The following is a 26408-nucleotide window of genomic DNA, read 5'->3' as shown; positions in this document are numbered from 1 at the left end:
GAGCCGGCTTGCCGGCGATGGGCCGCAGAGCGGCCCCGTGCATCACTCGCCCCAGGCGCTGACGAACGCTGCAGTCTCCAGCACCGGCGCCGTGCGCGGCTCGGCCAGCGGCGTACCGACATACAGGTAACCGATCACCTCCTCGTTCTCGGCCATCGCCAGCCCCTGGTGCACAAAGGCATCGAAGGCCATGTCGCCGGTGCGCCACACCGCGCCGATGCCCTGGGCATAGGCCGCGATCAGGATGCCATGGGCCGCACAGCCCGCGGCCAGGCGCTGCTCGGACTTGGGCACCTTGAAGTGGTCCTGCAACTTGGCGATCACCACGATCAGCAACGGCGCACGCAACGGCATGGCGCGCGCCTTGTCCAGCGCAGCCTGGCTCGCTTCGCCCTTGTTCTGCAGCGCCTGGGCGAACAGCTCACCGAGTTTCTCGCGGCCCTGGCCCTCGATGGTCAGGAAGCGCCACGGCCGCAGTTGACCGTGGTCAGGCGCCCGCAGCGCCGCCTGGAACAGCGCCTCGCGCTGGGCAGCATTGGGCGCAGGTTCGGTCAGGCGTGGCACGGAAACACGGTTGAGCAATGCGTCGAGAGCCTCCATCGGCTACCCTCCTGGCTGGTAAATGTGCGGCCATTCTAGCGTTTACATCACCAGACCCATAGGTAGAATGGCGCCCTTCCGTTCAGAGTCAGAGCAGATCACATGGCCTTGCCGACCTTAAGGATCATTGGTTTCATCATCGGCATCTTCCTCATCACCCTGGCAGTCAGCATGGTTGTCCCCATGGCGACCCTGGTGATCTTCGAGCGCACCGGCGACATGCCGTCGTTCCTCTGGTCGAGCCTGATCACCTTCGTCGCCGGCCTGGCGATGGTCGTGCAGGGCCGCCCGGAGCATGTGCACCTGCGCCCGCGCGACATGTACCTGCTCACCGTCAGCAGTTGGCTGGTGGTGTGCGTGTTCGCCGCCCTGCCCTTCCTGCTGACCCAGCACATCAGCTACACCGATGCCTTCTTCGAGAGCATGTCCGGCATCACCGCCACCGGCGCGACCGTGCTCAGCGGGCTGGACACCATGTCGCCGGGTATCCTGATGTGGCGCTCGATGCTGCACTGGCTCGGCGGTATCGGCTTCATCGCCATGGCCGTGGCGATCCTGCCGCTGCTGCGCATCGGTGGCATGCGCCTGTTCCAGACCGAGTCGTCCGACCGCTCGGAAAAGGTCATGCCGCGCTCGCACATGGTCGCCAAGTCGATCGTCGGGGTCTACGTCGGTTTTTCGGTGCTCGGCGCCGTGGCCTTCTGGTGGGCCGGCATGAAGCCGTTCGATGCGATCAACCACGCCATGTCGGCGATCTCCACCGGTGGGTTCTCCACCTCGGACCAATCCCTGGCCAAATGGGACATCCCGGCGGTGCACTGGGTCGCCGTGGTGGTCATGATCCTCGGCAGCATGCCGTTCACCCTGTACGTGGCCACCTTGCGCGGCAACCGCAAGGCGCTGATCCGCGACCAGCAGGTCCAGGGGCTGCTCGGCATGCTGGTGGTCACCTGGCTGGTGCTGGGCACCTGGTACTGGGCCACCACCAAACTGCACTGGCTGGATGCCTTGCGCCATGTGGCGCTGAACGTGACGTCGGTGGTCACCACCACCGGCTTTGCGTTGGGCGACTACAGCCTGTGGGGCAACTTCTCGCTGATGCTGTTCTTCTACCTGGGCTTCGTCGGTGGCTGCTCCGGCTCCACCGCCGGCGGCATCAAGATCTTCCGCTTCCAGGTGGCCTACATCCTGCTTAAGGCCAGCTTGAACCAGTTGATCCACCCGCGCGCGGTGATCAAGCAGAAGTACAACGGCCACCGCCTCGACGAAGAAATCGTGCGTTCGATCCTGACGTTCTCGTTCTTCTTCGCCATCACCATCTGCGTGATGGCTTTGCTGCTGTCACTGCTGGGCGTTGACTGGATGACCGCGCTAACGGGCGCCGCTGGCACCGTCTCGGGTGTCGGCCCGGGCCTGGGTGAAGTGATCGGCCCTTCGGGCAACTACGCCTCGCTGCCGGATGCTGCCAAGTGGATCCTCGCCAGCGGCATGCTGCTCGGTCGCCTGGAGATCATCACGGTGCTGGTGTTGTGTATGCCGGCGTTCTGGCGTCACTGAGTACCAGGGGTTCCGCGCCCAGACGGGAGCGGAATTCGCTTGGGGTAACGTCGAACCAGCGACGGAACGCCCGGTAGAAATTGCTGGGGTCGGCAAAACCCAGCAGGTAGGCGGTTTCCAGCAGGGTCATGCCTGGCTGGGCGAGGTATTGCTCGGCCAGCTCCCGGCGGGTGTCGTCCAGCAACGCCTGGAAACTGGTGCCCTCTTCCTGCAAGCGGCGCTGCAAGGTGCGCTGGGACAGGTGCAGGGCCTGGGCCAGGGTCTCCCGCTTGGGCTCGCCCTGGGGCAAGATGCGGCACAGCACCTGACGTACACGGTGGCTTACCCGGCTTTCGGAAAAACGCGCCAGGTACTCGCCGGCGAAGCGGTCATGCAGCACCGCCATGGCTTCGTTGGCGGTTGGCAGCGGGGCCTCCATGTCTGCGCGTTCGAAGATCAGCGCATCGTGGGCGGCGCCGAACACAAGGGGCGAATGGAACGCCACCTTGTAGGGTTCGATGTTCTTCGGTTGCGGCCCCTGGATCAGCACCCGCCTGGGCTGTATGGGGCGGCCGCTGAGCCACTTGCTCAGGGCCAGTGCGCACGCCAGCGATGCCTCCGAACTGTGCCGGGTTGTCGGCAGATGATCGCCATGCACGGTAAGGATCAGGGAATAGCCTTCGGGGCCCAGACGGAAGCTCAGGTCGGAACTTTCGGCGATGATGCGCTGATAGCGCACCAGCCGCTCGAAACCTTCGGCCAGGGTGCGGCTCGACATCAACGCATAGCCCACCACATGGAACGATGCCGGCCGCACCACCCGCGCCATGTTCAGGCCGATGGCTTCATTGCCGGACAGTTCCACCGCCAACTGCCACAGGCGGGTCATGGAGTCTTGCGGAAAACGCGCATCCGGGTCGTCGAGGGCGGCGAAGTCGAGCCCGAGTTGTTTGAACATGGCACGGCAATCGAGCCCTTCCAGCTCGAGTGCCTTGACGATCCCTGATGCCCAGCTGGCTGACGTGGTTCTCTCACTCATGACAGGCTTCTTATGCTGACCGCTTCATGCGGTGAACCTAAGGATACTCAATTGGCGCCTATTGTCACTGGCCGGCTCCGTCAGTGACTCTAGACTCGATTCAGGCTCCACGCCGTGTATCCTGTGAAAAAGTGATAATCCCGGAGCATTGCGATGAACAGCACAGCGCAGTTTCGCAGTTTTGCCGAGTTCTACCCTTACTACCTGGGGGAGCACAGCAACCCCACTTGCCGACGCCTGCACTTCGTCGGTACCAGCCTGGTCATTGCCCTGCTGGCCTACACCATCGGCAGTGGCAAGTGGTTGCTGCTCTTGGCCGTGCCGCTGTTCGGCTATGGCTTCGCCTGGGTCGGGCACTTCTTTTTCGAGAAGAACCGCCCGGCCACCTTCAAGCACCCGCTGTACAGCCTGATCGGCGATTTCGCGATGTTTCGAGACATCCTGCTGGGGCGCATCAGCCTCTAGGTCGCCTCAGGCAGGTTCGCGCAGCGCGGCAGCCTGCTCGGCATGCCGCGCCTGGGCATCGGCCAGCCGATACAACTCGATGCTGCCGTCCCAGTGCTCGATCAAAGCCGTGCATGACTCGACCCAATCGCCACAGTTGAGGTACTCCACCTCGCCGACCCTGCGGATTTCGGCGTGGTGGATATGCCCGCACACCACCCCGTGAAAACCCCGCCGGGTGCATTCGTGGGCAATGGCGTCCTCGAAATCGCTGATGAAGTTCACCGCACCCTTGACCTTGTGCTTGAGATAGGCCGACAGCGACCAGTAGCCATAGCCGTAGCGCGCCCGCCAATGGTTGAGCCAGCGGTTGAGTACCAGGGTGACCTCGTAGGCACGGTCGCCAAGGAAGGCCAGCCAACGGTGATAGCGGGTAATCACGTCGAACTGGTCGCCGTGGATCACCAGCAGCCGGCGGCCATCCACCGTCAGGTGCTCGGCCTCGTCCACCAGTTGAATGTTGCCAAGCATCAACTTCGAATAACGGCGCAGAAACTCGTCGTGGTTGCCGGTGACGTAGATCACCTCGGTGCCCCGCTTGCTCATGGTCAGCAAACGGCGGATCACATTGGTGTGGGCTTGCGGCCAGAAGATGCCGCCGCGCAATTTCCAGCCGTCGATGATATCGCCGACCAGGTAGATGCGATCGGCCTGATAGCCCTTGAGAAACTGCGACAAGTGTTCGGCCTGACAATCTCGCGTGCCCAGGTGAACGTCGGAAATCCACAACGTGCGCACACGCTGCTTGAGTGAAGGGCGAGAGAGTTCGACGTGGGTCATGGGCAGGCTCCGGCGCTGTTTGCTGGAGACTGGCAGGCCCAGGTGACAGGTTGGTGGCAGCGATGTGACGGGTGATGAGGGGTCGGGAATGGGGCACAATGGTTGCCTGCCCTGCGAGGACGCCCCATGACCGCCGGCCCGATTCTTTCCCTGCGCCACTACCGCGACGACCTGATCGCCCACAGCCACGAGCACCCACAGCTGGTGTTCGGTCTGCAGGGTCGCCTGGATTTCGAGGTACAGGGGCAAGGGGCCCGGGTCGCTCGCCAGGGCCTCATGGTCGTACCTGCCGGCACCCATCACAGCTGTGGTAGTGACACCGGCAGCCACTGCCTGGTGCTCGATGTGCCAGGCGATCACTGGCTGCACGAGCAACTGGGTGAGCATGCCGACGCCAGTCGCCGCCTGCTCGACCGCCCGGCAGCCCTGGGCCTGGACAACCGTCAGCAGCAACTGGTGGACTGGCTGGCGGCAAGCCCGGTGGACGACCCGTTGATTGCCCGGCAAGGTGCGGTGCTGCTGTTGGCCAGCTTGAATCCCACCGCTTCGGCTACGGTCACGCCCAGCCATCGGCTGCCTTATGCCGCGTTCGACAGCCATATCGAGCGCAACGCCGCGTACCCGCTGCAGGTCGCTGATCTTGCGCGTATCGCAGGGCTGTCCAGCGCCCGGCTGCATGCGCGCTTCACCGTCGAATGCGGGATGACGCCGATGGACTATATCCGCCAGCGGCGGTTGCTCAAGGCGCGGCAGTTGGTGCGACAGACTGCGCTGCCGATGGGCGAGATCGCGGCGCAGGTTGGCTACAGTTCGCAGAGTGCGTTCTCGGCGGCGATGCTGCGCGCGTTCGGCTGTTCGCCAGTGGCGTTGCGGCGAGAGTCTGACGACAACTGAGGCGAGTCTTGCGACAGACCGAGCAAGCCTGAGGTTTTACACTGCGCCTGTACCGGCCCTATCGCCGGCAAGCCGGCTCCCACAGGTACATCACTGGCTTGAGGGCTGTGGTGTACCTGTGGGAGCCGGCTTGCCGGCGATAGGGCAGGCCAATACCACGAAGATCGCAAGGACCACCATGAACCACCGCACCGCCCTCGGGGCCCTGCACATCGGCGCACTGTTCTTCGGCCTGACCGGCGTGTTCGGCAAACTGGCCGCCAGCGCCAGCCCGGCCATCATCGTCTTCGGTCGCGCCGCGTTCGCCGTGCTCGCCCTGACCCTGTTCGCCAGCCTCACCGGCCCCGGCTGGCAACGCCTGAGCGGGCGCGACATGCGCCGCCTGCTGCTCGGCGGCGTGCTGCTGGCCGGCCACTGGGTCAGCTTCTTCATCGCCGTCAAGGTCGCTGGCGTAGCCATCGCCACCCTCGGCTTCGCCAGCTTCCCGGCGTTTACCGTGATCCTCGAAGGCCTGCTGTTCCGTGAACGCATCCGCCGCAACGAAGCCGTACTGGTGGTGCTGGTCAGCATCGGCCTGATCCTGGTGACGCCGTCCTTCGACCTGGCCAGCGAAGCCACCGCAGGCCTGCTCTGGGCCCTGCTCTCGGGCCTGCTGTTCTCGCTGCTCTCACTGACCAACCGTGCCGGCTCCGGGCGCTTGCCCGCCGTGCAGGCAGCGCTGTGGCAGAACCTGGTGGTCGGCCTGTGCCTGCTTCCGGTGGCCGCGCCCGGCCTAGGTGCGGTAGAGACCAAGGATTGGCTGTGGATCGCCCTGCTCGGCATCTTCTGCACCGGAGTCGCCCACAGCCTGTTCGTCGCCAGCCTGGCCGTGATCAAGGCACGCACCGCCGCCGTGGTATTCGGCATGGAGCCGGTCTACGGCATTGCCGTGGCCTGGGTGGTGTTCGCCGAGACACCGACCTTGCGCATGCTGCTTGGCGGTGCGCTGATCATCTTCGCCATCGTGCTGTCCAGCCGCCTGGCCGCCGAACCGTCAACCAAACAGCGCACGCTGGCCGAAGGCGCCTGATCAGCGATCGTTGTGGCCCAGGTCGCGCTGCGGGTCGATCTGGTCACGCACCCGCTGCTTCAGCACCTTGGCCTCAGGAAAGCCACCATCGGCCTTGCGCTCCCAGATCTGCACGCCTTGGCAGGTGATACGGAAGACCCCGCCCGTGCCAGGTTCCAGCGCCACCCGGGCAAGGTCGTCGGAAAAAGTGCTGAGCAGCTCCTGGGCCAGCCAGGCCGCGCGCAGCAGCCACTGGCACTGGGTGCAATAGGTGATGACAATTTCCGGCTTGCTGTGGGCCATGGTCAAGGTTCTCCAGGTAGGGGCCGCTTATACTAGCGGTCTTTAGCCCAGCCTTTGAGACTCACGATGCACCGCCTGCTGTTCTGCCTTCTGCTGACGCTCACCTCCATCACCGTGCTCGCCGCCGAACCCGCCCGCCCCAAGGTCGGCCTGGTGCTCTCCGGTGGTGCTGCCCGGGGCCTGGCCCATATCGGCGTGCTCAAGGCCCTCGAAGAACAGGGCGTGCGCATCGATGCCATCGCCGGCACCAGTATGGGCGCGGTGGTTGGCGGGCTATATGCCTCCGGCTACAGCGTCGAGGAGCTGGAGAAACTGGCCACCACGCTCGACTGGCAACAGGCGTTGTCCGACGCACCGCCGCGCAAGGACGTACCGTTCAGGCGCAAGCAGGATGACCGCGACTTTCTGGTCAAGCAGAAGCTGAGCTTTCGCGATGACGGCAGCCTCGGCCTGCCGTTGGGTGTGATCCAGGGCCAGAACCTGTCCCTGCTGCTGGAAAGCAAGTTGGCCCACACCGCCGACACCCGCGACTTCGACAAATTACCGATCCCCTTTCGCGCCGTGGCCACCGACATCGCCAGTGGCGAGAAAGTGGTGTTCAGCAAGGGTCACCTGCCCCAGGTGATCCGCGCCAGCATGTCGATCCCGGCGGTGTTCGCGCCGGTAGAGCTGGATGGCCGCCTGCTGGTGGACGGTGGCATGGTCGACAACATCCCCGTGGATGTGGCCCGCGACATGGGCGTTGACCTTGCCATCGTGGTCGATATCGGTACACCACTGCGCGACCGCAAGCAGCTGGCCACGGTGGTCGATGTACTCAACCAGTCGATCACCCTGATGACCCGGCGTAATTCCGAGGAGCAACTGGCCAGCCTGCACCGCGACGACATCCTTATCCAACCGCAGCTGGCGGCCTTCGGCGTCACCGATTTCGGCCGCGCCCACGACATGATCGAAGCCGGCTACCGCGCCGCGCAGCTGCTGGAACCACGCCTGGCCGGCCTGCGCCAACCCGAAGGCGATGCGGAGCTGGCGGTAGCGCGTTCGCCGCGCCAGCGCACGCCCGTGATCACCGCCATTCGGGTGGAGAACGACTCCAAGGTCAGTGACGACGTGATCCGTTACTACATCCGCCAGCCGATTGGCGAGCCGCTGGAACTCGACCGCCTGCAGACTGACATGGGTACCCTGTATGGCCTGGACTACTTCGACCGGGTGCAATACCGCGTGGTGCACAAAGGCGATGACAACACCCTGGTGATCAACGCCCGTGGCAAGCGCAGCGGCACCGACTTCCTGCGTCTGGGCCTGAACCTGTCGGATGACCTGCGCGGTGACAGCGCCTTCAACCTGGGCGCCAGCTACCGGGTCAATGGCATCAACGAGCTCGGTGCCGAGTGGCTCACTCGCGCGCAGATCGGTGACCAGCAAGAACTGTACAGCGAGTTCTACCAGCCGCTGGACGTTGGCTCGCGTTATTTCATCGCGCCTTATCTGGACTTCAGCTCACAGAACATCGAAGCGACCCTGGACGACGACCCGATCGCCGAATACCGGCTGGAACGCTACGGTTTCGGCCTCAACTTCGGTCGGCAGATCGGCACCTATGGCGAAGTGCGCCTGGGGGCCGGCAAGGCCTGGGGCGAAGCCGAGGTGCGCATCGGTGACCAGGACCTGCCCAAGGTCAGTTTCAACGAAGGCTTCTATGAGCTGAAATATTCGTTCGACACCCTCGACAACGTGTACTTCCCGCACAGTGGCGAGGACATCGGCCTGACCTTGCGCAAGTACGACAAGTCGCTGGACTCCGACAACGCGTACCGGCAATGGCTGTTCAATCTGGACAAGGCCTTCAGCAGCGGGCCGAACACCTGGGTAGTCGGTGGACGCTATGGACGCACGCTGGACGAAACCGATGTGGTGACGTCGAGCTTCGTGATTGGCGGTGCACGGGAGCTGTCGGGGTTCCGCCAGGATTCGGTATCAGGGCAGAACCTGAGCCTGATGCGCATGGTCTACTACCGCCGCCTGACACCACGCGCTTACGTGCCGCTGGACTTCCCCCTGTATATCGGGGGGTCGCTGGAGCGTGGGCGGGTCTGGAACAACGACAACGAATTCGACAGTGGCTATATCAACGCGGCCAGCATCTTCCTGGGGCTGGAGACGCCATTGGGGCCGTTGAACTTGAGTTATGGCGCCAACAGCGCGCATGAGCAGGCGGTGTATCTGAACCTGGGGCATACCTTCTAGATTGCATCGCCGCGGTTCGTCGCCACGGCAAGCCGGCTCCCACAAGGATCACACCGAACCCTGTGGGAGCCGGCTTGCCGGCGATTGGGCTGCAAAGCAGCCCCCAGCCATTCAGGTTTTTTCCAGGTTGCCCAGAATCTTCGCATGCACCCGCATGCACACCTGCAGATCCGCCTCGTCCACCCCGGTGAACAGCTCCAGGCGCAAGGCATTGGCAATGGTCTCGATCTGCTCGATCAACGGCTTGGCCGGCGGGCACAACAGGATCTTCTTGGCGCGGCGATCTTCCAGCACCGCCTGGCGGCGCACCAGCCCCTGATTTTCCAGACTGTCGAGCAGGCGCGCCAGGGTCGGGCCTTCGACGCCGACACTCTGGGCCAGTTCGCGCTGGGTGGGCGCCTCTTCGAAACGGGCAAGGTGCAGCAACACCAGCCAGCGCGCCTGGGACAGGTTGAGCCCGGCCAGGCGGCGATCCAGTTCGGCACGCCAGCCCCGGGACATCTGGGCCAGCTGCATGCCAAAGCGGTGTTGGTTGTCGGTCAGGGGCATAAGTAACTCATGGACTAGAACTAATTATTAGCCAGCTAACCATGTCCCGTGCCATCAGGCAAGGCTGGGCGCCTCACAAACGGCCGATATTCGTCAAAAAGGGTGTCTCAGGTCAGTAGATGTCCGAAATGTCTTCAATCACAACTCGAATTCCGCCGCCAACGCCGCGCGCACGCAGTGCAGCACCCCGTCCGGTACACGAGCACCGAACAGGGGCGCAATGGCCGACACCGGCGGCAGCTCCCCTTCGCCATCGAGGAAGGCATCCTGCACCTCCATCAGCAAGTCTTCCGGCAGATCCAGTGCCTGATCCAGGCTCAGTTCCCGGCGGCCGATGGCTTCGGCCAGCAGGCTGTAGACGTTCTTCTCGCTGCAGTTGAGCTGACCGGCGATCTGCGCGGGGGTCATGCCGGCGCGGGCCAGGCTGACCAGTTCGTGGCGCAGGTCGAGCACCACTTTCGGCGCCTCCTCGGCGCCACCGGCACCGTTGAGCACTTCGAGGAAGGCCTGGCCGTAACGCTCCAGCTTGCGCGCGCCCACACCGCTGACCTGGGCCATGTCGCTGAGGCTGGTGGGCTGGCTGCGCAGCATCTCCAGCAGGGTGGAGTCGGGGAAGATGACGTAAGGCGGCACGCTGTGCTCCTCGGCCAGCTTGCGCCGCAAGGTACGCAGGGCTTCCCACAGTTCGCGCTCCTCGGCCCGCACCAGCTGGCTGGCCGGGCTGCCGCCGCTGGAGGACGCCTTGGCCACGGTCTGCGGCTTGAGGTCGCGGCGCAGCTGCAGGGTGACCTCGCCACGCAGCAGTGGCCGGCAGCTGTCGGACAGGCGCAGGCCGCCGTAGCCCTCCAGGTCAATGTCGACCAGGCCGCGCGCCACCAGCTGACGGAACAACGAGCGCCATTCAACCTCGGCAAGCGTCTTGCCGACGCCGAACACCGAGAGTTTCTCGTGGCCGAAATTGCGCACCTTTTCGGTGTCTTTGCCCAGCAGTACATCGACCAGATGGCCCACGCCATAACGCTGCCCCGTGCGGAACACCGCCGACAATGCCTGGCGTGCAGGCTCGGTAGCGTCCCAGGTCTGGATCTGGTCGACGCAGTTGTCGCAATGCCCGCACGGCTGTTCGAGCACCTCGTCGAAGTAGGCCAGCAACGACTGCCGGCGGCAGCGCGTCTCTTCGCACAGGGCGAGCATGGCGTCGAGCTTGTGCTGCTCGATGCGCTTGTGGCGCTCGTCACCCTCGGAGTTCTGCAGCATCTGCTTGAGCATCACCATATCCTGCAGGCCGTAGGCCATCCAGGCGTCGGATGGCAGGCCATCACGGCCGGCACGGCCGGTTTCCTGGTAGTAGGCTTCCAGCGACTTGGGCAGGTCGAGGTGGGCGACGAAACGCACGTTGGGCTTGTCGATACCCATGCCGAAGGCAATGGTGGCGACCATGATCAGCCCTTCTTCATTGAGGAAGCGGTGCTGGTTGGCGGCACGCGTTTCAGCGGCCAGGCCTGCGTGGTAGGGCAACGCCGGGAAGCCTTGCTCGCAGAGGAATGCCGCGGTCTCGTCGACCTTCTTGCGAGACAGGCAGTAGACGATGCCGGCATTGCCACGGCGCTCGCCCAGGAAGGCCATCAACTGCTTGCGCGGCGACTCCTTGGGCACGATGCGGTAGAAGATGTTCGGCCGATCGAAGCTCGACAGGAAGCGTTCGGCCCCCTGCAGGTGCAGGCGCTGGACGATCTCCTCGCGGGTACGCATATCGGCCGTGGCGGTCAGGGCGATACGCGGCACATGCGGGAACAGTTCGGCCAGTTGGCCGAGCTGCAGGTATTCAGGCCGGAAGTCGTGGCCCCATTGCGACACGCAGTGGGCCTCGTCGATGGCGAACAGGGCGATGTCCATCTCGCGCAGGAACTCCAGCATACGTGGCTGCACCAGGCGTTCCGGCGCCAGGTAGAGCATCTTCACTTCGCCACGGCGCAGGCGCCCGGCCAGGTCGCGCTGCTGCTCCGCGCTCAGGGTGGAGTTCAGCGCCGCGGCGGCCACGCCCAGCTCGTCCAGCGTGGCGACCTGGTCGTCCATCAGCGCGATCAGCGGCGACACGACCACCGTCAGCCCCGGGCGCAGCAACCCTGGCACCTGGAAGCACAACGACTTGCCGCCGCCAGTGGGCATCAGCACCAGCGCATCGCCGCCGCTGGCCACGCATTCGATGATCGCTGCCTGGCGCCCACGGAAACTGTCGTAGCCGAAGATATCCTTGAGAACGCGCTGAGCCTGTTCGAGCATGTGCAACTCCAAAATCGCCGTACCATCCTGGACACAGGCTGGACGAAAAAACCGCTCCGCACACGCCAAATGCGTAAGCGGCTTTTGCCAGATGGCCGGGAAACCCCGCCCCTGCATGAAAAATCGCGGAGTATACCGTAGTGCCGCATCACGCAGGATGCCCGGGTGACAGACGTTCCCTTTGCACCGCCGTCGCCGCAAGGTGCTAGAATTCACTATCGTTTATTCCCCCAAGGTAGCCCTGTAATGTCCTTCGCCGAGCAACTGACCCGCCTGCAAGCCTTCCTCGACGCCGATGAGCTGCACGAAGAAGCGCTGGACTACGTCGCCGCCCACGGCTACCTGACCGCGCTGTCGATCTGCTCGGAAGACGTCCCCGAGCGTGAATGGATCGACGCGCTGTTCGCCGAAGAGCCCCACTACGCCAGCGATGCCCAGCGCACCGAGATCGAAGCGACCCTGGTGGCACTGAAGGGCCACATTGCCCGCCAGCTGGCCAGCGACGAAGAATTCGACCTGCCCTGCGACCTGGACTTGACCGACGAACCGGACGATTCCGACCTGCGCGGCTGGTGCATCGGTTTCATGGAAGGCGTGTTCCTGCGCGAGGAAGCCTGGTTCGAGAACGCCGAAGAGGAAGTCAGCGAGATGCTGCTGCCAATCATGGTTGGCTCGGGCCTGTTCGACGAGCAGCCAGAGTTCGCCGACATCGCCAGCAATGCCAACCTGCAGGACGACATGATCGTGCAGATCCCCGAGGCGCTGAGCGCACTGTTCCTGCTGCTGCACGCCCCTGACGAGAAGCCGGCGCTGCTCAAACCACGCCACCACTGAGTCGGCCGTGCGCTACCTGCTGCTGGCCATCGGCTGGCTCAGCGTCGCGCTGGGGGTGCTGGGGATCTTCCTGCCGGTGTTGCCCACCACCCCCTTCCTGCTGCTGGCGGCCGCCTGCTTCGCTCGCAGCTCGCCCCGCTTTCACCATTGGCTGGTCAACCACCCAAGACTTGGGCCGTGGATCCGTGACTATTTGAGTGGCGAAGGCATTCCGCTCAAGGGCAAGGTCTACGCCATCGGCCTGATGTGGGCGAGCATTGGCCTGTCCTGCTACCTGGTGCCGCTGTTCTGGGCGCGGGCGTTCATGCTCACCAGTGCGGTGCTGGTGAGCTTGTACATCCTCAAGCAGAAGACCTTGCGCAGGCCAGGCTAAGCTGCGTTGGCAGCACTGGCCTCATCGCCGGCAAGCCGGCTCCCACAGGTACACCACTGCTCTCAAGGGCTGTGGTGTACCTGTGGGAGCCGGCTTGCCGGCGATAGGGCCAGTAGCTTCACACCGTATCCACCTTCAACGAATGATCATTGAGCATCCCGTTGATGATGGTCGCCGTGTCATGCCCCGCCGAGATCACCCCACCCGCCCCCGCCGTCACCCCGTAATGCTGGGCCAGGTCCACACCCGCCAGGTCGATGGTCTGGACCGGTGCCGCGCCTGCCGTGCTGCTGACCTCAATGGTCGACACCACATTGGTTCCCGCACCGCTGACCTTGAAGTGCAGGTAATCGTCCAGCGACGTCGCCGTGGCGTGCTCGCCCTGCAGCAGCTGCGACAGGTCAAGCTTGTCGCTACCCGGGGTGAAGTCGGTGACCGTGTCATGACCGCTGTCACCTTTCTGCCAGACGAAGGTGTCGTTGCCGCTGCCCCCCGTCAGGGTGTCGTTGCCTGCCCCACCGACCAGAATGTCGTTGCCCTTGCCGCCGTCGATCAGGTTGTCGTGGCTATCGCCGATCAAGGTGTCGCCATAGTCCGAACCGATCAGGTTATGAATGCCATTCAAGGTCTGGATGCCTGCACCGCCTGTGTCCTGCGCCCCTTCGTGACCCAGGTCGACGGTCACTGCGCCCTTGGCCTGGACGAAGGTGGCCGTGTCATGTGCCCCCTGGTGAGTGGGCTCATGACTTTCCAGCGACGCGACATCCATCGCGCTGGAGAGACCCGCAGCGCCATGCTCCGTGGCACCACTGTCATGCGAGACCGGCTGTTGTGCATTGGCGTAGTCGAGGACCATGCTCAGCTTGACGCTTTCCCCCACCTGGCTGTTAGCCGCTGGGGTGCTCAGCTGAATGCTGTACACCCCGTCGTGGCTGGCCGTGAAGCTGTCGCCAGCGGCAATGGCCTGATAGCTACCACCACCGTCCTTCCACTCCATCAGCACATTGCCATCGTGCTGGTCATGGTTCAGCTGCAAGGTTTCACCCTTGCGCAGACTGACATTGAACACCTCTTCAGCGCTGCCCTGGGCGCTGCCCATCGCCCCCAGGTAACCCAGCACCACCAGCGCTGCGGTCATGCTGCTGGCATCGAAGCTGAATGCGCCGCGCTCGACCACTCGTTCCTGCCCCCGTCCATAGCCCTCACCGCACCCGGAGATCGAGTAGTCATGCACATTCACGGTGATGGTCGTGGTGCTTTCGTCGCCGTCGCCATCGCGGATGGTGTAGACGAACTTGTCGATCGCATCACGCGGCGCGGCGACGTTGGGGTCGGAGTGGTAGACCGCATTGCCCCTGGCATCCAGGGTCAGGTAGCCGTACTGCCCATACACGTGGGTACCGAGCTGGCCGATGGCGGAGGTGGAGGTATCGCTGCCGGCCCGCACACCGACGACATAGCCGCAGTCGCTCGGCACGTCGGCGCCGATCACGTCGTTGCTCAGCACGTTGCCACTGACCTCGCCACCCTTGCCGACACTCGCATAATCGCAATGGGCCTGGGGTACGTCGTCGACGATGGTGATGTTGACGGTGCTGGTGGTCCAGTTCCCTACCGTGTCTTCAACGCGGTAGATGAAGGACTCGGTCACCGTGTTCGCACCGTCATTGGCATGCACCGGTGAATTCGCCGGCGACGTCAGGGTGTAGGTGTAGGAACCATCGGCATTCAGATGGATCTGCCCATACAGACCCACGGCGCTGCCGATCAGGGTGTAGGTCAGCGCCCCCACGCCGCCACCGACCTGTCCGACCAGGCTGCCGGTGGCGGTTTCAGCGGTCGAGCAAGGATCACTGCCGTTGACACTGCCGGCCGCCAGGTCATGGCCGTCCTGGTAATAGTCCAGCGCCTTCTCGTACACCGCCACGCCACCGTCGCCGCAAGGGTTCAGCGAGTGGTCGTGGACGTTGATGGTCACGGTCGCCGTGCTCTCGTCGCCGTCGGCATCACGAATGGTGTAGACGAAGGAGTCGAGCGCATCGCGCGGTGCCACGGCATTGGGATTGGAATGGTACTCGGCGTTGCCCTGGGCATCGATGGTCAGGTAGCCGTACTGGCCGTACACGTGAGTGCCAAGCTGGCCGATGGCCGAGGTGGACGTGTCATGGCCGGCGCGCACGCCAACCACATAGGCGCCATCGCCCAAGGTGTCGGCCCCGACCACGTCGTTGTACATCACATTGCCGCGCACCACGTCGCCCTTGCCCACGCTGACGAAATCGCAATGGGCCTGCGGCACGTCATCGACGACGGTGATGGTCACGGTGCTGGTGGTCCAGTTGCCCACCGTGTCTTCTACCCGGTAGGTGAAGGATTCCGTGACGGTATTGGCGCCATCGTTGGCATGGGTCGGCGAGTTCGCCGGCGATGTCAGGGTGTAGGTGTAGGAGCCGTCCGCGTTCAGGTGCATCTGGCCATACTGGCCCACCGCGTTGCCGACCAGGGTGTAGGTCAAGGCTCCGACGCCACCTGCGACCTGCCCGACCAGGCTGCCACTTGCGGTTTCACGGGGCGAGGTCGGGTCACTGCCCATGACACTGCCGGCGGCCAGGTCGTTGCCGTCCTTGTACAGGTCCAGGGCGCTCTCGTAGACCGCTACGCCGCCGTCAGTGCAGGGCTGCAACGAGTGGGTGTGCACGTTGATGGTGACAGTGGTGGTGCTCTCGTCGCCGTCGGCATCACGAATGGTGTAGACGAAGGTGTCGAGCGCATCCCGCGGTGCCACGGCATCGGGGTTCGAGTGGTACTCGGCGTTGCCCTGGGCATCGATGGTCAGGTAGCCGTACTGGCCTTTGACCTGCATGTTGAGCTGGCCAATGGCCGAGGTCGAGGTATCGCTGCCGGCACGCACGCCGACCACATACTGGCCGTCATGACGAACATCGGCGCCGACCACGTCGTTGTACATCACGTTGCCGCGCACCACGTCGCCCTTGCCGACACTGACAAAATCGCTGTTGGCTGTCGGTACGTCGTCGACGATGGTGATGACGATGCTGCTGGTGGTCGAGTGGCCGAGCGAATCCTGCACCTGGTAGGTGAAGGTTTCGGTCACCGTGTTAGGCCCATCGTTGGCGTGGGTCGGGGAGTTGGCCGGCGAGGTCAGGGTGTAGGTGTAAGAGCCGTCGGCATTCAGGTGAATTTGCCCATACTGGCCCATGGCATTGCCGACCAGGCTGTAGGTCAGCGCGCCGACTCCGCCACTGGTCGAGCCGGCCAGGGTGCCGGAAGCAGTCTCCTGGGTAGAGCCCGGGTCACTGCCCGTGACACTGCCCGCTGCCAGGTCGTTGCCATCCTTGTACGTGTCCAGCGCCTTTTCGTAGACCGTGACGTCGTGGTCTTCGCAGGCCATCAACGCGCTGTGCACATTGATGGTGATGGTGGTGGTGCTCTCGTCGCCGTCGGCATCGCGAATGGTGTAGACGAACGTGTCGATGGCATCCCTGGGCGTAGCGATGTTGGGGTTGGAGTGATACTCGGCGTTGCCCTGGGCATCGATGGTCAGGTAACCGTACTGGCCGTTGACCTGCATGTTCAGTTGCCCGATGGCCGAGGTCGAAGTGTCGTTGCCGGCGCGCACGCCGACCACGTACTGACCGTCATGGCGAACATCGGCACCGACCACGTCGTTGTACATCACGTTGCCACGCACCACGTCGCCCTTGCCAACGCTGGCGTAGTCGCAATGGGCCTGCGGCACGTCGTCGACGATGGTGACGGTGATGGTACTGGTGGTCCAGTTGCCCAGCGCGTCCTCGACCCGGTAAGTGAAGGTTTCCGAGACGGTATTGGCACCGTCGTTGGCATGGGTCGGCGAGTTCGCCGGTGAGGTCAGGGTATAGGTGTAGGAGCCATCCGCGTTCAGGTGGAGCTGACCGTACTGGCCCACGGCATTGCCGACCAGGCTGTAGGTCAGCGCACCGACACCGCCACTGGCAGCCAGTGTCCCGGTGGCCGTTTCGCCGGTCGAACCAGGCTCGCTACCGGTGACGGTGCCTGCGGCCAGGTCATTGCCGTCCTTGTGCAGGTCCAGCGCCTTTTCGTAGACCGTGACGTCACGGTCATCGCAGGCCATCAGCGAGTTGTGCACGTTGATGGTGAGGGTGGTGGTGCTCTCGTCGCCGTCGGCATCGCGGATGGTGTAGACGAAGGTGTCGAGCGCATCGCGAGGCGAGGCGATATTGGGGTTGGCGTGGTACTCGGCGTTGCCCTGGGCGTCGATGGTCAGGTAACCGTACTGGCCGTTGACCTGCATGTTCAACTGACCGATGGCCGAGGTCGAGGTGTCGTTGCCGGCACGCACGCCGACCACGTACTGGCCGTCGCTGCGGGTGTCGGCACCGACCACGTCGTTGTACATCACGTTGCCGCGTACCACATCGCCCTTGGCCACGCTGACGTAATCGTCATGGGCCTGCGGCAGGTCGTCGACGATGGTCACCTGCACGCTGCCAGTCGCCTGGCTGCCGTCGATATCCTGGGCGATCACCTGGAACTGCTCGGTGATGACGTTGCTGCCCTCGCCGACGGGGTGCTGTTCGTTGTCCAGCAGGGTGTAGCTGTAGCTCACCACCCCGGTGCTGGGGTCGTAGCCGGTAATCGTCAGGGTGTTGCCTTCAGGGGTGACGATCGATTGCGGGAAGCCCACCGCCACGCCACCGCTGACCACACTGATACCACCCACGCTCAGGCTCTGCAGGCCGTCTGGCGCGGTGACCTTGAACGTGCCTTGCTGGGTCAGGGCGCTGGCATCGGGTGCACTGCCGTCGTGCAGGTTTTTCTCGTAGACGGTCAGGCGGCCACCTTGCGTGTCCAGACCGTCGATTTGCACCCCGTCGTCGAGGTTGCTGATATTCAGAGTCAGGGTCGCGCTGCTGGTGTCGCCGTCGGCATCCTTGATGGTGTAGGTGAAGGTTTCCACCCCATGGCCGCCGCCCCCCAGGTGCTTGAAGCCCGGGTCGCTGGTGTTCAGGGTGTAGGTGTAGGAACCGTCCGCGGCCAGCACCAGCGTACCGTAGGTGCCGGTGTAGGTGCCGGCGATCACCGGGCCTCCCGTTACCCGGTCGGCACCCTGGATGTCGTTGCCCAGCACATTGCCGGTCAACTCGGTGTGCTGCTCGCTGGCGTTGACCGGGTTGCTGTCATCCACGGCCCTGGGCACGTCGTCGCGAATGCTGATTTGCAGCGTGCCTTGGGCCACATCGCCGTCGCTGTCGCTGACCAACACCGGCAGGTATTCGTTCAGCGAATTGGTCCCGGCGCCGTCGGCATGCTGCTCGGCACCGGTCAGGGTGTAGCTGTAGGTCACCACGCCGGTCGCCGGGTCGTAGCCCGTGATGACCAGGGTATTGCCAAGGCCTGTGGTGATCGACTGGCCAACACCAGTGACCACACCGCCCGTCACCACATTGATGCCACCCACGCTGAGATTGAACACACCGTCCGGCGCCAGCACGGTGAAGCTGCCGTGCTGGGTCAGGGCTGCCGGGTCGCTCGCCGAACCCAGGGGCAGGTTGGCCTCGTTCAGCTCCGAGCCACCGGGGGTGAGCTGCAATTCAACCGGGTGGTCTGGGTCGACAGGTGTCACCGGGGGATTGGGATCGACAGGTGTCACCGGAGGATTGGGGTCTACCGGCGGATTGGGATCGCCAGGCGGATTGGGCTGGCCAGGCTGCAAGCCGCCGTCGGGCCCGGTGCCCTCTCCGTTGCCATCGCCGCCATTGTCGATACCTGGGCCTGGCAGGTTGCTGCCCTGGTCGTTTCGCAGGTCACCGACATAGCGATTGGCAAGCTCCGGGATGCCATTGAAGCCCGCCGTCGGGAAGCCCACCACCGGATCGACATGGGCCCCCACTTCACTCAGCATCACGAAACTGTGCCCGCCCCCCAGTGCGCCCGGAGCGCCGGTACCACTGGGCCCGGCAGCAGTCGCTTCACCCGCGTCGCTGGGGTCGGCACCTGCGGCAATCGCCTGCTGGATGCGTTCCACATCACTCAGTTGCGCCTGGCTTGGCGGTTCGTCCTGGGCCTGTGCAGGGGTGGCCTGGCTGGCCAGCAGGTCCGGGGTCATCTGCAGGCTGCTGTCACGCCCCAGCGTCAATTCGGCGCCGCTCTGCAAGTGCACCGCCACCGCGCCTGCGGCACCGGTCTGCAACTGCTCGCCCGCGAACAGGCGATCGCCTTCGATCAAGGGACGGCGGCTACCGTCGCTGCCAATGGCAAAAACCTCACCAATCACCTTGCTGACCACACCGACCAACTTCGCCATGACACACGCCTCCCCTAACCGACTGGCTTGTTCAGCCAATGAAATCGCGGGTGGGGCGGCAGCGCCTGGAGTTGCGACAGTCTCAACGGTGAGAATCGTTCTCGCAAGCTACTACTTTGGCGATAGGACTAATGTAATTTGGCCATCAAAATCTGCCAAATTTTTGTCGCCAAATTCCGCTTTCACCACTTCATCCCGCGTCCTTAGCCGTAAAAAATCTGGAACTCTCTCGGAAGCTTGAAAACCGCGTCTTCCAGCGGCTTCCAAATTTACTTGAATGAAACAATGTCTTGGTTTCGATAGACCGCATAAGTTTTTTTTCGCATAGGACTTATGAAGAAATCTTCTTAGCTCGCGCGTTAAATGTTCTTAGCTCTGTTGTTACAAACATGAAACGGTTTGAACAATAAATATCGTCATTTTTTTGGCGAATGCAGGAACTTTTGAGATCAGGGAGAAGTACCCCATGCGCGTAATCAACCCCATCACCAGCGCAATTCTGTTGGCCATGGCGTGCGCCAACGTTCAGGCGATGTCACTCAACGAGGCCGTCCAGAACGCTGTGGACCATCATCCGGAAATCAGCGCCAGCCGTAACAACCGGCTGTCGGCCGACGAAGATGTGAAATTCGCGCGTGGCGGGTACTACCCAACGGTCGACCTGGTTGCCGGCTATGGCCGCCAGCGCTCGGACAACATCAACACTCGCCGCCTGAACCCCGACGGCACCACCGACCACAACAAGGAAACCCTCAACTACACCCAGTCGGAGCTGCGCCTGCGGCAGATGCTGTTCGACGGGTTCAACACCCCCAATGAAGTCGGTCGCACCGAAGCCGTGGTCAATTCGCGCGCCTACTACACCCAGGCCACCGCCGAAACCGTAGCCCTGCGTGCCATCGAGGTGTACCTCGAAGTGCTCAAGCGCCGCGAGCTGGTGACCCTGGCCAAGAACAACCTGCAAGCCCACCTGCGGGTCAACGACCAGATCGGCCTGCGCAGCGAGCGGGGGGTCGGCAGCACCGCCGACCTCGACCAGTCCCGTGCCCGTCGCGCGCTGGCCGAAAACAACCTGGATACCGCCGAAGTCGACCTGGCCGACGCCGAAGCCAACTTCTACAGCGTCGTCGGGCGCATGCCCGACGAGCTGGATACCCCGGTTACCATCAAGGGCGAAGTGCCTACCGGCCTCGACCTGGCGCGCCAGGGCATGCTGGAAAACAACCCTTACCTGAAATCGGCCCAGGCCGACGTCAACGCCGCCGAGCAGCAGTACGAAGTGGCCAAGTCGCCCTTTTACCCGCGTCTGGATGCCGTGCTGGCCACGGGCGCCAACAACAACATCGGCGGCGAAAAAGGCCACAGCAACAACGATTGGCAAGCCGGCGTCGAACTCAGTTACAACCTGTTCCGGGGTGGCAGCGACAAGGCCCGCCTGCAATCCGACGCGCACAAGATCAACCAGGCCATGGACATCCGCAACAACGCCCTGCGCGAGCTGACCGAAAACCTCAGCCTGGCCTGGAACGCCATGAACAACGCGCGCAAACAAACCCCGACCGCCCGCGAATACGCCGAAACCACCCAACGCGTGCGTGCGGCCTACCAGGACCAGTTCGGCCTCGGCCAGCGAACCCTGCTCGACGTGCTCGACAGCGAAAACGAGCTGTACAACGCCAACCGCCGCTACACCGAAGTGCGTTACACCGAGGAGTACTCGATGTACCGGGTGCTGGCGACCATGGGTGAGCTGCTGAGCAAACAACGCATTTCGCTGCCACCGGAAGCCATCGCCCAGAGTGAAGTACGCAATCAGGCGAAGCTGCCCGACATGCGCTAAGCGCCAGGCGTCACACCCCATCCACCGAGGCGGGAGTAGTTCATCGTGACCAGTATGCAAAGCGCGCAGCCGCGCCCCGATGTCGATGACCCGCTGCTCGATGGCTTGCTGATCCTGTGCCGCCTGCATGGCTGCGCGGCCAGCCGCACCAGTCTCAGCAGCGGCCTGCCCTTGGCCCAGCAGCGCCTGAGCGCGGACCTGCTGCCCAGGGCGGCGGCCCGTGCCGGCTTGCAAGCGCGCGTGCTGGCGCGTGAACTGGATGCCATCTCCGCGCTCAACCTGCCCGTGCTGCTGCTGCTCGACGATGGCCGCAGCGCTGTGTTGCAGCGCTGGGGGGAAGATGGCCGGGCGCTGATCCTGCCCTGCGAGGCCGGCGGCGGGGAGCAGTGGATCGAACGCGAGGCGCTGGCCCAGGCCTACACCGGGCACGCCCTGTTCGCACGGCCACGGCATACCCTGGAGAACCTGCGCTCGCCGTTGCTGCCACGGGTCGACGCCTGGTTCCGCGACACCCTGCGCCATTCCCGCTGGCTGTACGGCGATGCCCTGCTGGCCAGCCTGCTGATCAACCTGCTGGGCCTGATGGTGCCGCTTTTCGTCATGCAGACCTACGACCGCGTCGTGCCCAACCAGGCGCTGTCGACCTTGTGGATGCTGGTCGCCGGCCTGTTCATCGGCACCGCTTTCGAACTGGTGCTGCGCATGGTCCGCGCGAATTTGCTGGACCAGGCCGGCAAGAAGACCGACCTGATCCTCTCCGCCACCCTGTTCGAACGCATCACCGGCATGGCCATGAAGGCCAAGCCCGCCACCATCGGCGGCTTCGCCCAAAGCATCCATGACTTCCAGGGCCTGCGCGAATTCCTTACCGCCGTGACCCTGACCAGCATCATCGACCTGCCGTTCGTTGCCCTCATGCTGCTGGTGATCGGTTTGCTGGGCGGCTGGCTGGTGCTGATCCCGCTGATCGCCTTCCCGCTGGCAGTGGGCTTCGCCCTGCTGATCCAGGCACGCCTGCGCGATACCGTGCAGAAAAGCCTGAGCCTCGGCGCGGTGCGCCAGGCGCTGTTGATCGAAACCCTCGGCGGCCTGGAAACCCTCAAGGCCTGCGGCGCCGAGAGCGAGCGCCAGTACCAGTGGGAACACACCAACGGTGCCATCGCCCGGCTCGACGCCCACGCCCGCAACCTGTCGTCGCTGGCCAGCAACGGCACCTTGTTCATCCAGCAGTTCTGCGGCATGGCTACCATCGTCGCCGGGGTGTACAGCATCATCGCCGGCAACCTCAGCGTCGGCGCCCTGGTCGCCAGCTACATGCTCGGCAGCCGCGTGCTGGCACCGCTCGGTCAGATCGCCGGGCTGATCACCCGTTACCAGCAGGCGCAATTGACCATGCGCAGTACCGACGCGCTGATGGCCCTGCCCCAGGAACGCCAGACCGAGCAGCAGGCGCTGGAGCACACCACGCTCAAGGGCGGCCTGGCCCTGAGCCATGTCAGCTTCCGTTACCCGGGGCAAACCAGCCCGGCACTGCAGGACGTGAACCTGACGATCAAGCCCGGCGAGCGAATCGGCATCATCGGCCGCAGCGGTTCGGGCAAGAGCACCCTGGGCCGCTTGCTGATGGGTTTCCACCACCCTGACGAAGGCCAGGTCCTGCTGGACAACCTCGACCTGCGCCAACTGGATATCGCCGACCTGCGCAGCCAGCTTGGCTATGTCGCCCACGACCTGCCGCTGCTGGCCGGCAGCCTGCGCGACAACCTGATCCTGGGCGCCCGCCACGTGAGCGATGCGCGCATGCTCGAAGTGGCCGAACTGACCGGCGTCAGCGAGCTGGCCCGGCAGCACCCGCACGGCTTCGACCGCCCGGTCGGCGAGCGCGGCCAGCTGCTTTCCGGCGGCCAGCGCCAGGCCGTGCTACTGGCCCGCGCGCTGCTGCTGGAGCCGCCGATCCTGATCCTCGACGAACCCACCAGCCACATGGACAACAGCAGCGAAGAGCAACTGCGCCAGCGCCTGTCGACCTGGGTGCCGGGCAAGACCCTGCTGCTGGTCACCCACCGCACCTCGATGCTCAACCTGGTGGATCGGCTGCTGGTGCTGGACAACGGCAAGATCGTCGCCGACGGGCCGAAGGACGCCGTCATCGACGCCCTGCGCAAGGGCCGCATTGGCGCGGCGTTGTAAAGCTGATGCCAGAAGACGCCCAAAAAAACCTGTGGGAGCCGGCTTGCCGGCGATGCAGTCACCACGGTGCATGGCACCGGCTTCGCCGGTGATCGCCGGCAAGCCGGCTCCCACAGGAATCGCGTCAGCTTTTAGAAATTGAGCAAAACAGTTGCTCCCACAACCGGCCCCGCTGAGCCAATCAGTTATGTGCTGTTCTATGAGAGTTAGGCCATGACCCCAAGCCATAGCGTGCGCAGTTCCCACACAGCCTCTGACAAGCGCGCCGAGCGCGACTACATGCCGGAACTGGCCGGCGCCACCTTGCAGGATTCGCCGCGCCTGTCGCGCCTGACCGTATGGCTGGCGGCAGCGCTGCTGATGGTGGCGCTGGCCTGGGCCAGCCTGGCGGTGCTCGACGAAGTGACCGTTGGCGAAGGCAAGGCGATCCCGTCGAGCAAGGTTCAGGTGGTGCAGAACCTTGAAGGCGGCATCGTGACCGAGATTTTCGTGCGCGAAGGGCAAATGGTCGAAAAAGGCGCCACGCTGTTGCGCCTGGACGACACCCGGTTCAAGTCCAACAAGGGCGAAAGCGAAGCCGATCGTTATGCCTTGACCGCCCAGGTGGAGCGGCTGTCAGCAGAATCCGAAGGCCGCCCCTTCGTGCTCTCCGACGAAGTGCGCGCCAAGGCACCCCAGGTGGCCGAGGACGAGACCGCCCTTTACGACTCGCGCCAGCGCCGGCTGGCCAGTGAAAAGCAGACCCTCAACGAACAGCTGCGCCAGAAAACCCAGGAACTGGCCGAATTTCGCTCCAAGGTCGATCAATATCGCTCCGCTGTTGGCCTGCTGCAGCAGGAGCTGGACATGTCAGCGCCGCTGGTGAGCAAGGGTGCGGTTTCGCCCGTGGAGATCCTGCGCCTCAAGCAGCGTACGGTCGAAGCCCGCGGCCAGCTCAACGCCACCAGCCTGGCCATCCCCCGCGCCGAGGCGGCGGTGGCGGAGATCCGCAGCAAGATCCAGGAGTCCGACGCGAGTTTCCGTTCGGACGCGGCCAAGGACCTCAACGAGAAGCGTACGGAGCTGTCGAAGATCACCGCCACCAGCATCGCCATCGACGACCGGGTCAACCGCACCACGGTGGTGTCGCCGGTACGCGGTATCGTCAAGTTGCTCAAGGTCAACACCATCGGCGGCGTGGTGCAGCCGGGCAGCGACCTGGTAGAGATCGTGCCGATCGAGGACAACCTGCTGATCGAGGCCAAGGTGCGGCCGCAGGATGTGGCGTTTCTGCACCCGGGGCAGCCGGCGATGGTCAAGTTCAGTGCCTATGACTACACAATCTATGGCGGGTTGAAGGCCAAGCTCGAGTTGATAGGTGCCGACACCGTCACCGATGACAAGGGCAATGCGTTCTACCTGATCCAGGTGCGGACCGACAAGAACCACCTGGGTGGGGATAACAAGCCGCTGCTGATCATCCCGGGGATGGTGGCCACGGTGGATATCATCACCGGGCAGAAGAGTGTGCTGGATTACCTGCTCAAGCCGGTGCTGAAGGCCAGGACAGAGGCATTACGCGAGCGCTGAGTTGTCATTACCGGCCCTATCGCCGGCAAGCCGGCTCCCACAGGTTCACCACGGTTTGCGAGAGCGGCGCTGTATCTGTGGGAGCGGGCTTGTCCCGCGAAAGGGCCGGCACTGCCAACTAATCTGGCCCAGAGTCCTCCTTCAGCTGATCCAACTTCCCACACTGTTCACTGGCCAAGCGACTGATGATCCTGATCGCCTGATGAATACCGGCAGTGTTGCGAAAACTCAGATGCGGATTGTGCTCACACTCCAACATCTCATCATGCTGGACCAGTGCCTCTCCAAGCAGCTCCAATGTCCAGGCATAGCTTTGGATATTGAACAAGCGCTCCTGATCATTCATGAGGCATCTGCCTTGCTGCGGGCACCGAGCGAGATGGGCTGTAGATCGGGTAAAAACGGTGTGGTGGGCGAGCCGGCGGAGTACGACGGCGGAGAACGAATGCGAGGATCCTGGCAAAGCTCAAGGTAAGCATGCATGAAACTCCAAGTTAGGTTGGAGCTGCCACGCATCGTCGCCAAACAATTGGGTGGCAGCTGTACGCAGGTTGGCGAACCGGGAACTTGGAACCCGGCAGACTCGAAGGTCTCCCACGCACAGCCGCCATGGCACGAAGCTGCGGACGCAAAAAAAGCGCCTGCAATCGTGTGGGGCGCTGTTGCGCCAAGTTTATCCGGGTCGCCAAACCCGATCGCGGAATTTGCCGCGACGAAGGGAATTTATCCCCCTACAACAACTATCGCAAGGGTTAGGGTTGTAGGAGATTTCATCCAGAGTGTATCTGCGCTGGCCCCCCTTAGCCTTCGCCATGATTTCGTTCGAACGTTTCGATTCCCATGGCCCTGATTTGCCCCTCGATCAACGCCTCGAACGGCCGCAGCAAGTCATCGAAACACGCCGGTTGCTCCAGCACATTCAACGCCTGCACCACCGCCTCGATGGTCGACACCGCCCCCGGCTCCGGCGCCTTGCGCAGGCGGTAGCGTGACGGTGCAATCTGCGCCAGCGTCACCCTCGGCAGTGCCTCCAGCAACGGGTTCAAGTACAGCAATTTACGCGCTTTGCGCCAGGTGCCGTCGGGGACGATCAAAAGCAATGGCGTGTCGTCCGCTTCGCCATAGGCCGTCAGTACTTGGGCGTGGTCGCCCGGGAACAGCAGCACAGGCCGATAACCTGGCGTGGCCAGCAGCTCGCCGAGGTCTTCGAACACTTCGCCGATGCGCAACTCGGCATTCACCAGGCCAAGTGCGGCCAGGCGGGCGGTATTCAGGGCATGGGCGGTTTCACTGGGGTGCTGCAGCAGGACGACGCGGGTGCGGCTGTCGAGCGAGGGGATCAGTGGGCAGAGGCAGTGGTCGAGCGGGCGCTGGCAGCGCTCGCAGCGGGGTCTTGGCATGGGGTTCTCCGTTGGCGGAGAGATTTTGCCATACACCAGAATTTTCGGCCCGTGTTGCGGCCCAATCGCCGGCAAGCCGGCTCCC

General features: G+C 63.9%; 19 protein-coding genes. 10 read left to right on the top strand and 9 right to left on the bottom strand.

Annotated elements, in window-relative coordinates:
• Positions 1-42: 42 nt before the first annotated feature.
• Entirely contained in the window at positions 43-600 is a 558-nt protein-coding gene (locus ACIPZB_RS16810; protein ID WP_400641703.1) for an NAD(P)H nitroreductase, read from the bottom strand.
• Positions 601-702: 102 nt separating this feature from the next.
• On the opposite strand from ACIPZB_RS16810, the gene ACIPZB_RS16805 reads away from it, so the two are divergent.
• Positions 703-2157: a TrkH family potassium uptake protein gene (locus tag ACIPZB_RS16805; protein WP_400641701.1), complete on the top strand. Its 1455-nt coding sequence runs from the start codon at positions 703-705 to the stop codon at positions 2155-2157.
• Here the strand turns inward: ACIPZB_RS16805 and ACIPZB_RS16800 are convergent.
• Positions 2114-3175: an AraC family transcriptional regulator gene (locus tag ACIPZB_RS16800; RefSeq protein WP_400641699.1), complete on the bottom strand. Its 1062-nt coding sequence runs from the start codon at positions 3173-3175 to the stop codon at positions 2114-2116. The two genes, ACIPZB_RS16805 and ACIPZB_RS16800, sit on opposite strands and share 44 nt — an antisense overlap.
• A gap of 153 nt (positions 3176-3328) precedes the next feature.
• On the opposite strand from ACIPZB_RS16800, the gene ACIPZB_RS16795 reads away from it, so the two are divergent.
• A complete protein-coding gene (locus ACIPZB_RS16795) occupies positions 3329-3640 on the top strand; it encodes a DUF962 domain-containing protein (protein ID WP_008091834.1) in 312 nt (103 codons plus the stop codon).
• A gap of 6 nt (positions 3641-3646) precedes the next feature.
• Here ACIPZB_RS16795 and ACIPZB_RS16790 read toward each other — a convergent pair whose 3' ends face one another.
• Positions 3647-4459 carry a UDP-2,3-diacylglucosamine diphosphatase gene (locus ACIPZB_RS16790; RefSeq protein WP_400641697.1) on the bottom strand — a complete coding sequence of 271 codons (813 nt, stop codon included), beginning with the start codon at positions 4457-4459 and terminating at the stop codon, positions 3647-3649.
• Positions 4460-4585: 126 nt separating this feature from the next.
• Here ACIPZB_RS16790 and ACIPZB_RS16785 point away from each other — a divergent pair, with 126 nt between their 5' ends.
• Both ACIPZB_RS16785 and ACIPZB_RS16780 read left to right on the top strand, forming a co-directional pair.
• On the top strand, positions 4586-5353 hold the full coding sequence (locus ACIPZB_RS16785) for an AraC family transcriptional regulator (protein ID WP_400641695.1): 768 nt from the start codon (positions 4586-4588) through the stop codon (positions 5351-5353).
• A 178-nt stretch (positions 5354-5531) separates the two neighbouring features.
• Complete coding sequence (locus ACIPZB_RS16780; RefSeq protein WP_400641693.1) at positions 5532-6422, top strand: DMT family transporter; 891 nt, start codon at positions 5532-5534, stop codon at positions 6420-6422.
• Here ACIPZB_RS16780 and ACIPZB_RS16775 read toward each other — a convergent pair whose 3' ends face one another.
• Entirely contained in the window at positions 6423-6704 is a 282-nt protein-coding gene (locus tag ACIPZB_RS16775; protein ID WP_008091843.1) for a SelT/SelW/SelH family protein, read from the bottom strand. It lies immediately after the preceding gene.
• 66 nt (positions 6705-6770) lie between these two features.
• Here ACIPZB_RS16775 and ACIPZB_RS16770 point away from each other — a divergent pair, with 66 nt between their 5' ends.
• Positions 6771-8957, top strand: coding sequence for a patatin-like phospholipase family protein (locus ACIPZB_RS16770; protein WP_400641691.1), 2187 nt, complete (start codon positions 6771-6773; stop codon positions 8955-8957).
• A 111-nt stretch (positions 8958-9068) separates the two neighbouring features.
• Here the strand turns inward: ACIPZB_RS16770 and ACIPZB_RS16765 are convergent, their stop codons facing one another.
• Together ACIPZB_RS16765 and recQ are read right to left on the bottom strand one after the other, a co-directional pair.
• Positions 9069-9506 carry a MarR family transcriptional regulator gene (locus ACIPZB_RS16765; protein ID WP_008091847.1) on the bottom strand — a complete coding sequence of 146 codons (438 nt, stop codon included), beginning with the start codon at positions 9504-9506 and terminating at the stop codon, positions 9069-9071.
• A gap of 138 nt (positions 9507-9644) precedes the next feature.
• Complete coding sequence (gene recQ / locus ACIPZB_RS16760; RefSeq protein ID WP_400641689.1) at positions 9645-11789, bottom strand: DNA helicase RecQ; 2145 nt, start codon at positions 11787-11789, stop codon at positions 9645-9647.
• A gap of 246 nt (positions 11790-12035) precedes the next feature.
• Here recQ and ACIPZB_RS16755 point away from each other — a divergent pair, with 246 nt between their 5' ends.
• Positions 12036-12623 (top strand): YecA family protein, encoded by a 588-nt coding sequence (locus ACIPZB_RS16755; protein ID WP_012315632.1) that lies wholly within the window; start codon positions 12036-12038, stop codon positions 12621-12623.
• Positions 12624-12630: 7 nt separating this feature from the next.
• Positions 12631-12996: a YbaN family protein gene (locus ACIPZB_RS16750; protein ID WP_008091853.1), complete on the top strand. Its 366-nt coding sequence runs from the start codon at positions 12631-12633 to the stop codon at positions 12994-12996.
• Positions 12997-13114: 118 nt separating this feature from the next.
• Here ACIPZB_RS16750 and ACIPZB_RS16745 read toward each other — a convergent pair whose 3' ends face one another.
• Complete coding sequence (locus ACIPZB_RS16745; protein ID WP_400641687.1) at positions 13115-19324, bottom strand: retention module-containing protein; 6210 nt, start codon at positions 19322-19324, stop codon at positions 13115-13117.
• 466 nt (positions 19325-19790) lie between these two features.
• Between ACIPZB_RS16745 and ACIPZB_RS16740 the strand changes: the two genes are divergently transcribed.
• The 3 genes from ACIPZB_RS16740 (at position 19791) to ACIPZB_RS16730 (ending at position 24923) form a co-directional block, all read left to right on the top strand.
• Positions 19791-21164 carry a TolC family outer membrane protein gene (locus tag ACIPZB_RS16740; protein ID WP_400641685.1) on the top strand — a complete coding sequence of 458 codons (1374 nt, stop codon included), beginning with the start codon at positions 19791-19793 and terminating at the stop codon, positions 21162-21164.
• Positions 21165-21218: 54 nt separating this feature from the next.
• Positions 21219-23354 carry a type I secretion system permease/ATPase gene (locus ACIPZB_RS16735; protein ID WP_400641873.1) on the top strand — a complete coding sequence of 712 codons (2136 nt, stop codon included), beginning with the start codon at positions 21219-21221 and terminating at the stop codon, positions 23352-23354.
• Between the two features lie 213 nt (positions 23355-23567).
• The gene (locus ACIPZB_RS16730; RefSeq protein ID WP_400641683.1) at positions 23568-24923 is read left to right on the top strand and encodes an HlyD family type I secretion periplasmic adaptor subunit; all 1356 of its coding nucleotides are present in this window, start codon (positions 23568-23570) and stop codon (positions 24921-24923) included.
• Positions 24924-25041: 118 nt separating this feature from the next.
• Here ACIPZB_RS16730 and ACIPZB_RS16725 read toward each other — a convergent pair whose 3' ends face one another.
• On the bottom strand, positions 25042-25269 hold the full coding sequence (locus ACIPZB_RS16725; protein WP_400641681.1) for a hypothetical protein: 228 nt from the start codon (positions 25267-25269) through the stop codon (positions 25042-25044).
• Positions 25270-25723: 454 nt separating this feature from the next.
• Positions 25724-26323 (bottom strand): tRNA-uridine aminocarboxypropyltransferase, encoded by a 600-nt coding sequence (locus tag ACIPZB_RS16720; RefSeq protein WP_400641679.1) that lies wholly within the window; start codon positions 26321-26323, stop codon positions 25724-25726.
• Positions 26324-26408: the final 85 nt, after the last annotated feature.

Source organism: Pseudomonas sp. NPDC089396 (assembly GCF_044749545.1).
Classification (GTDB): Bacteria; Pseudomonadota; Gammaproteobacteria; order Pseudomonadales; family Pseudomonadaceae; genus Aquipseudomonas.
This window is presented reverse-complemented; position numbering and strand designations above follow the sequence as displayed.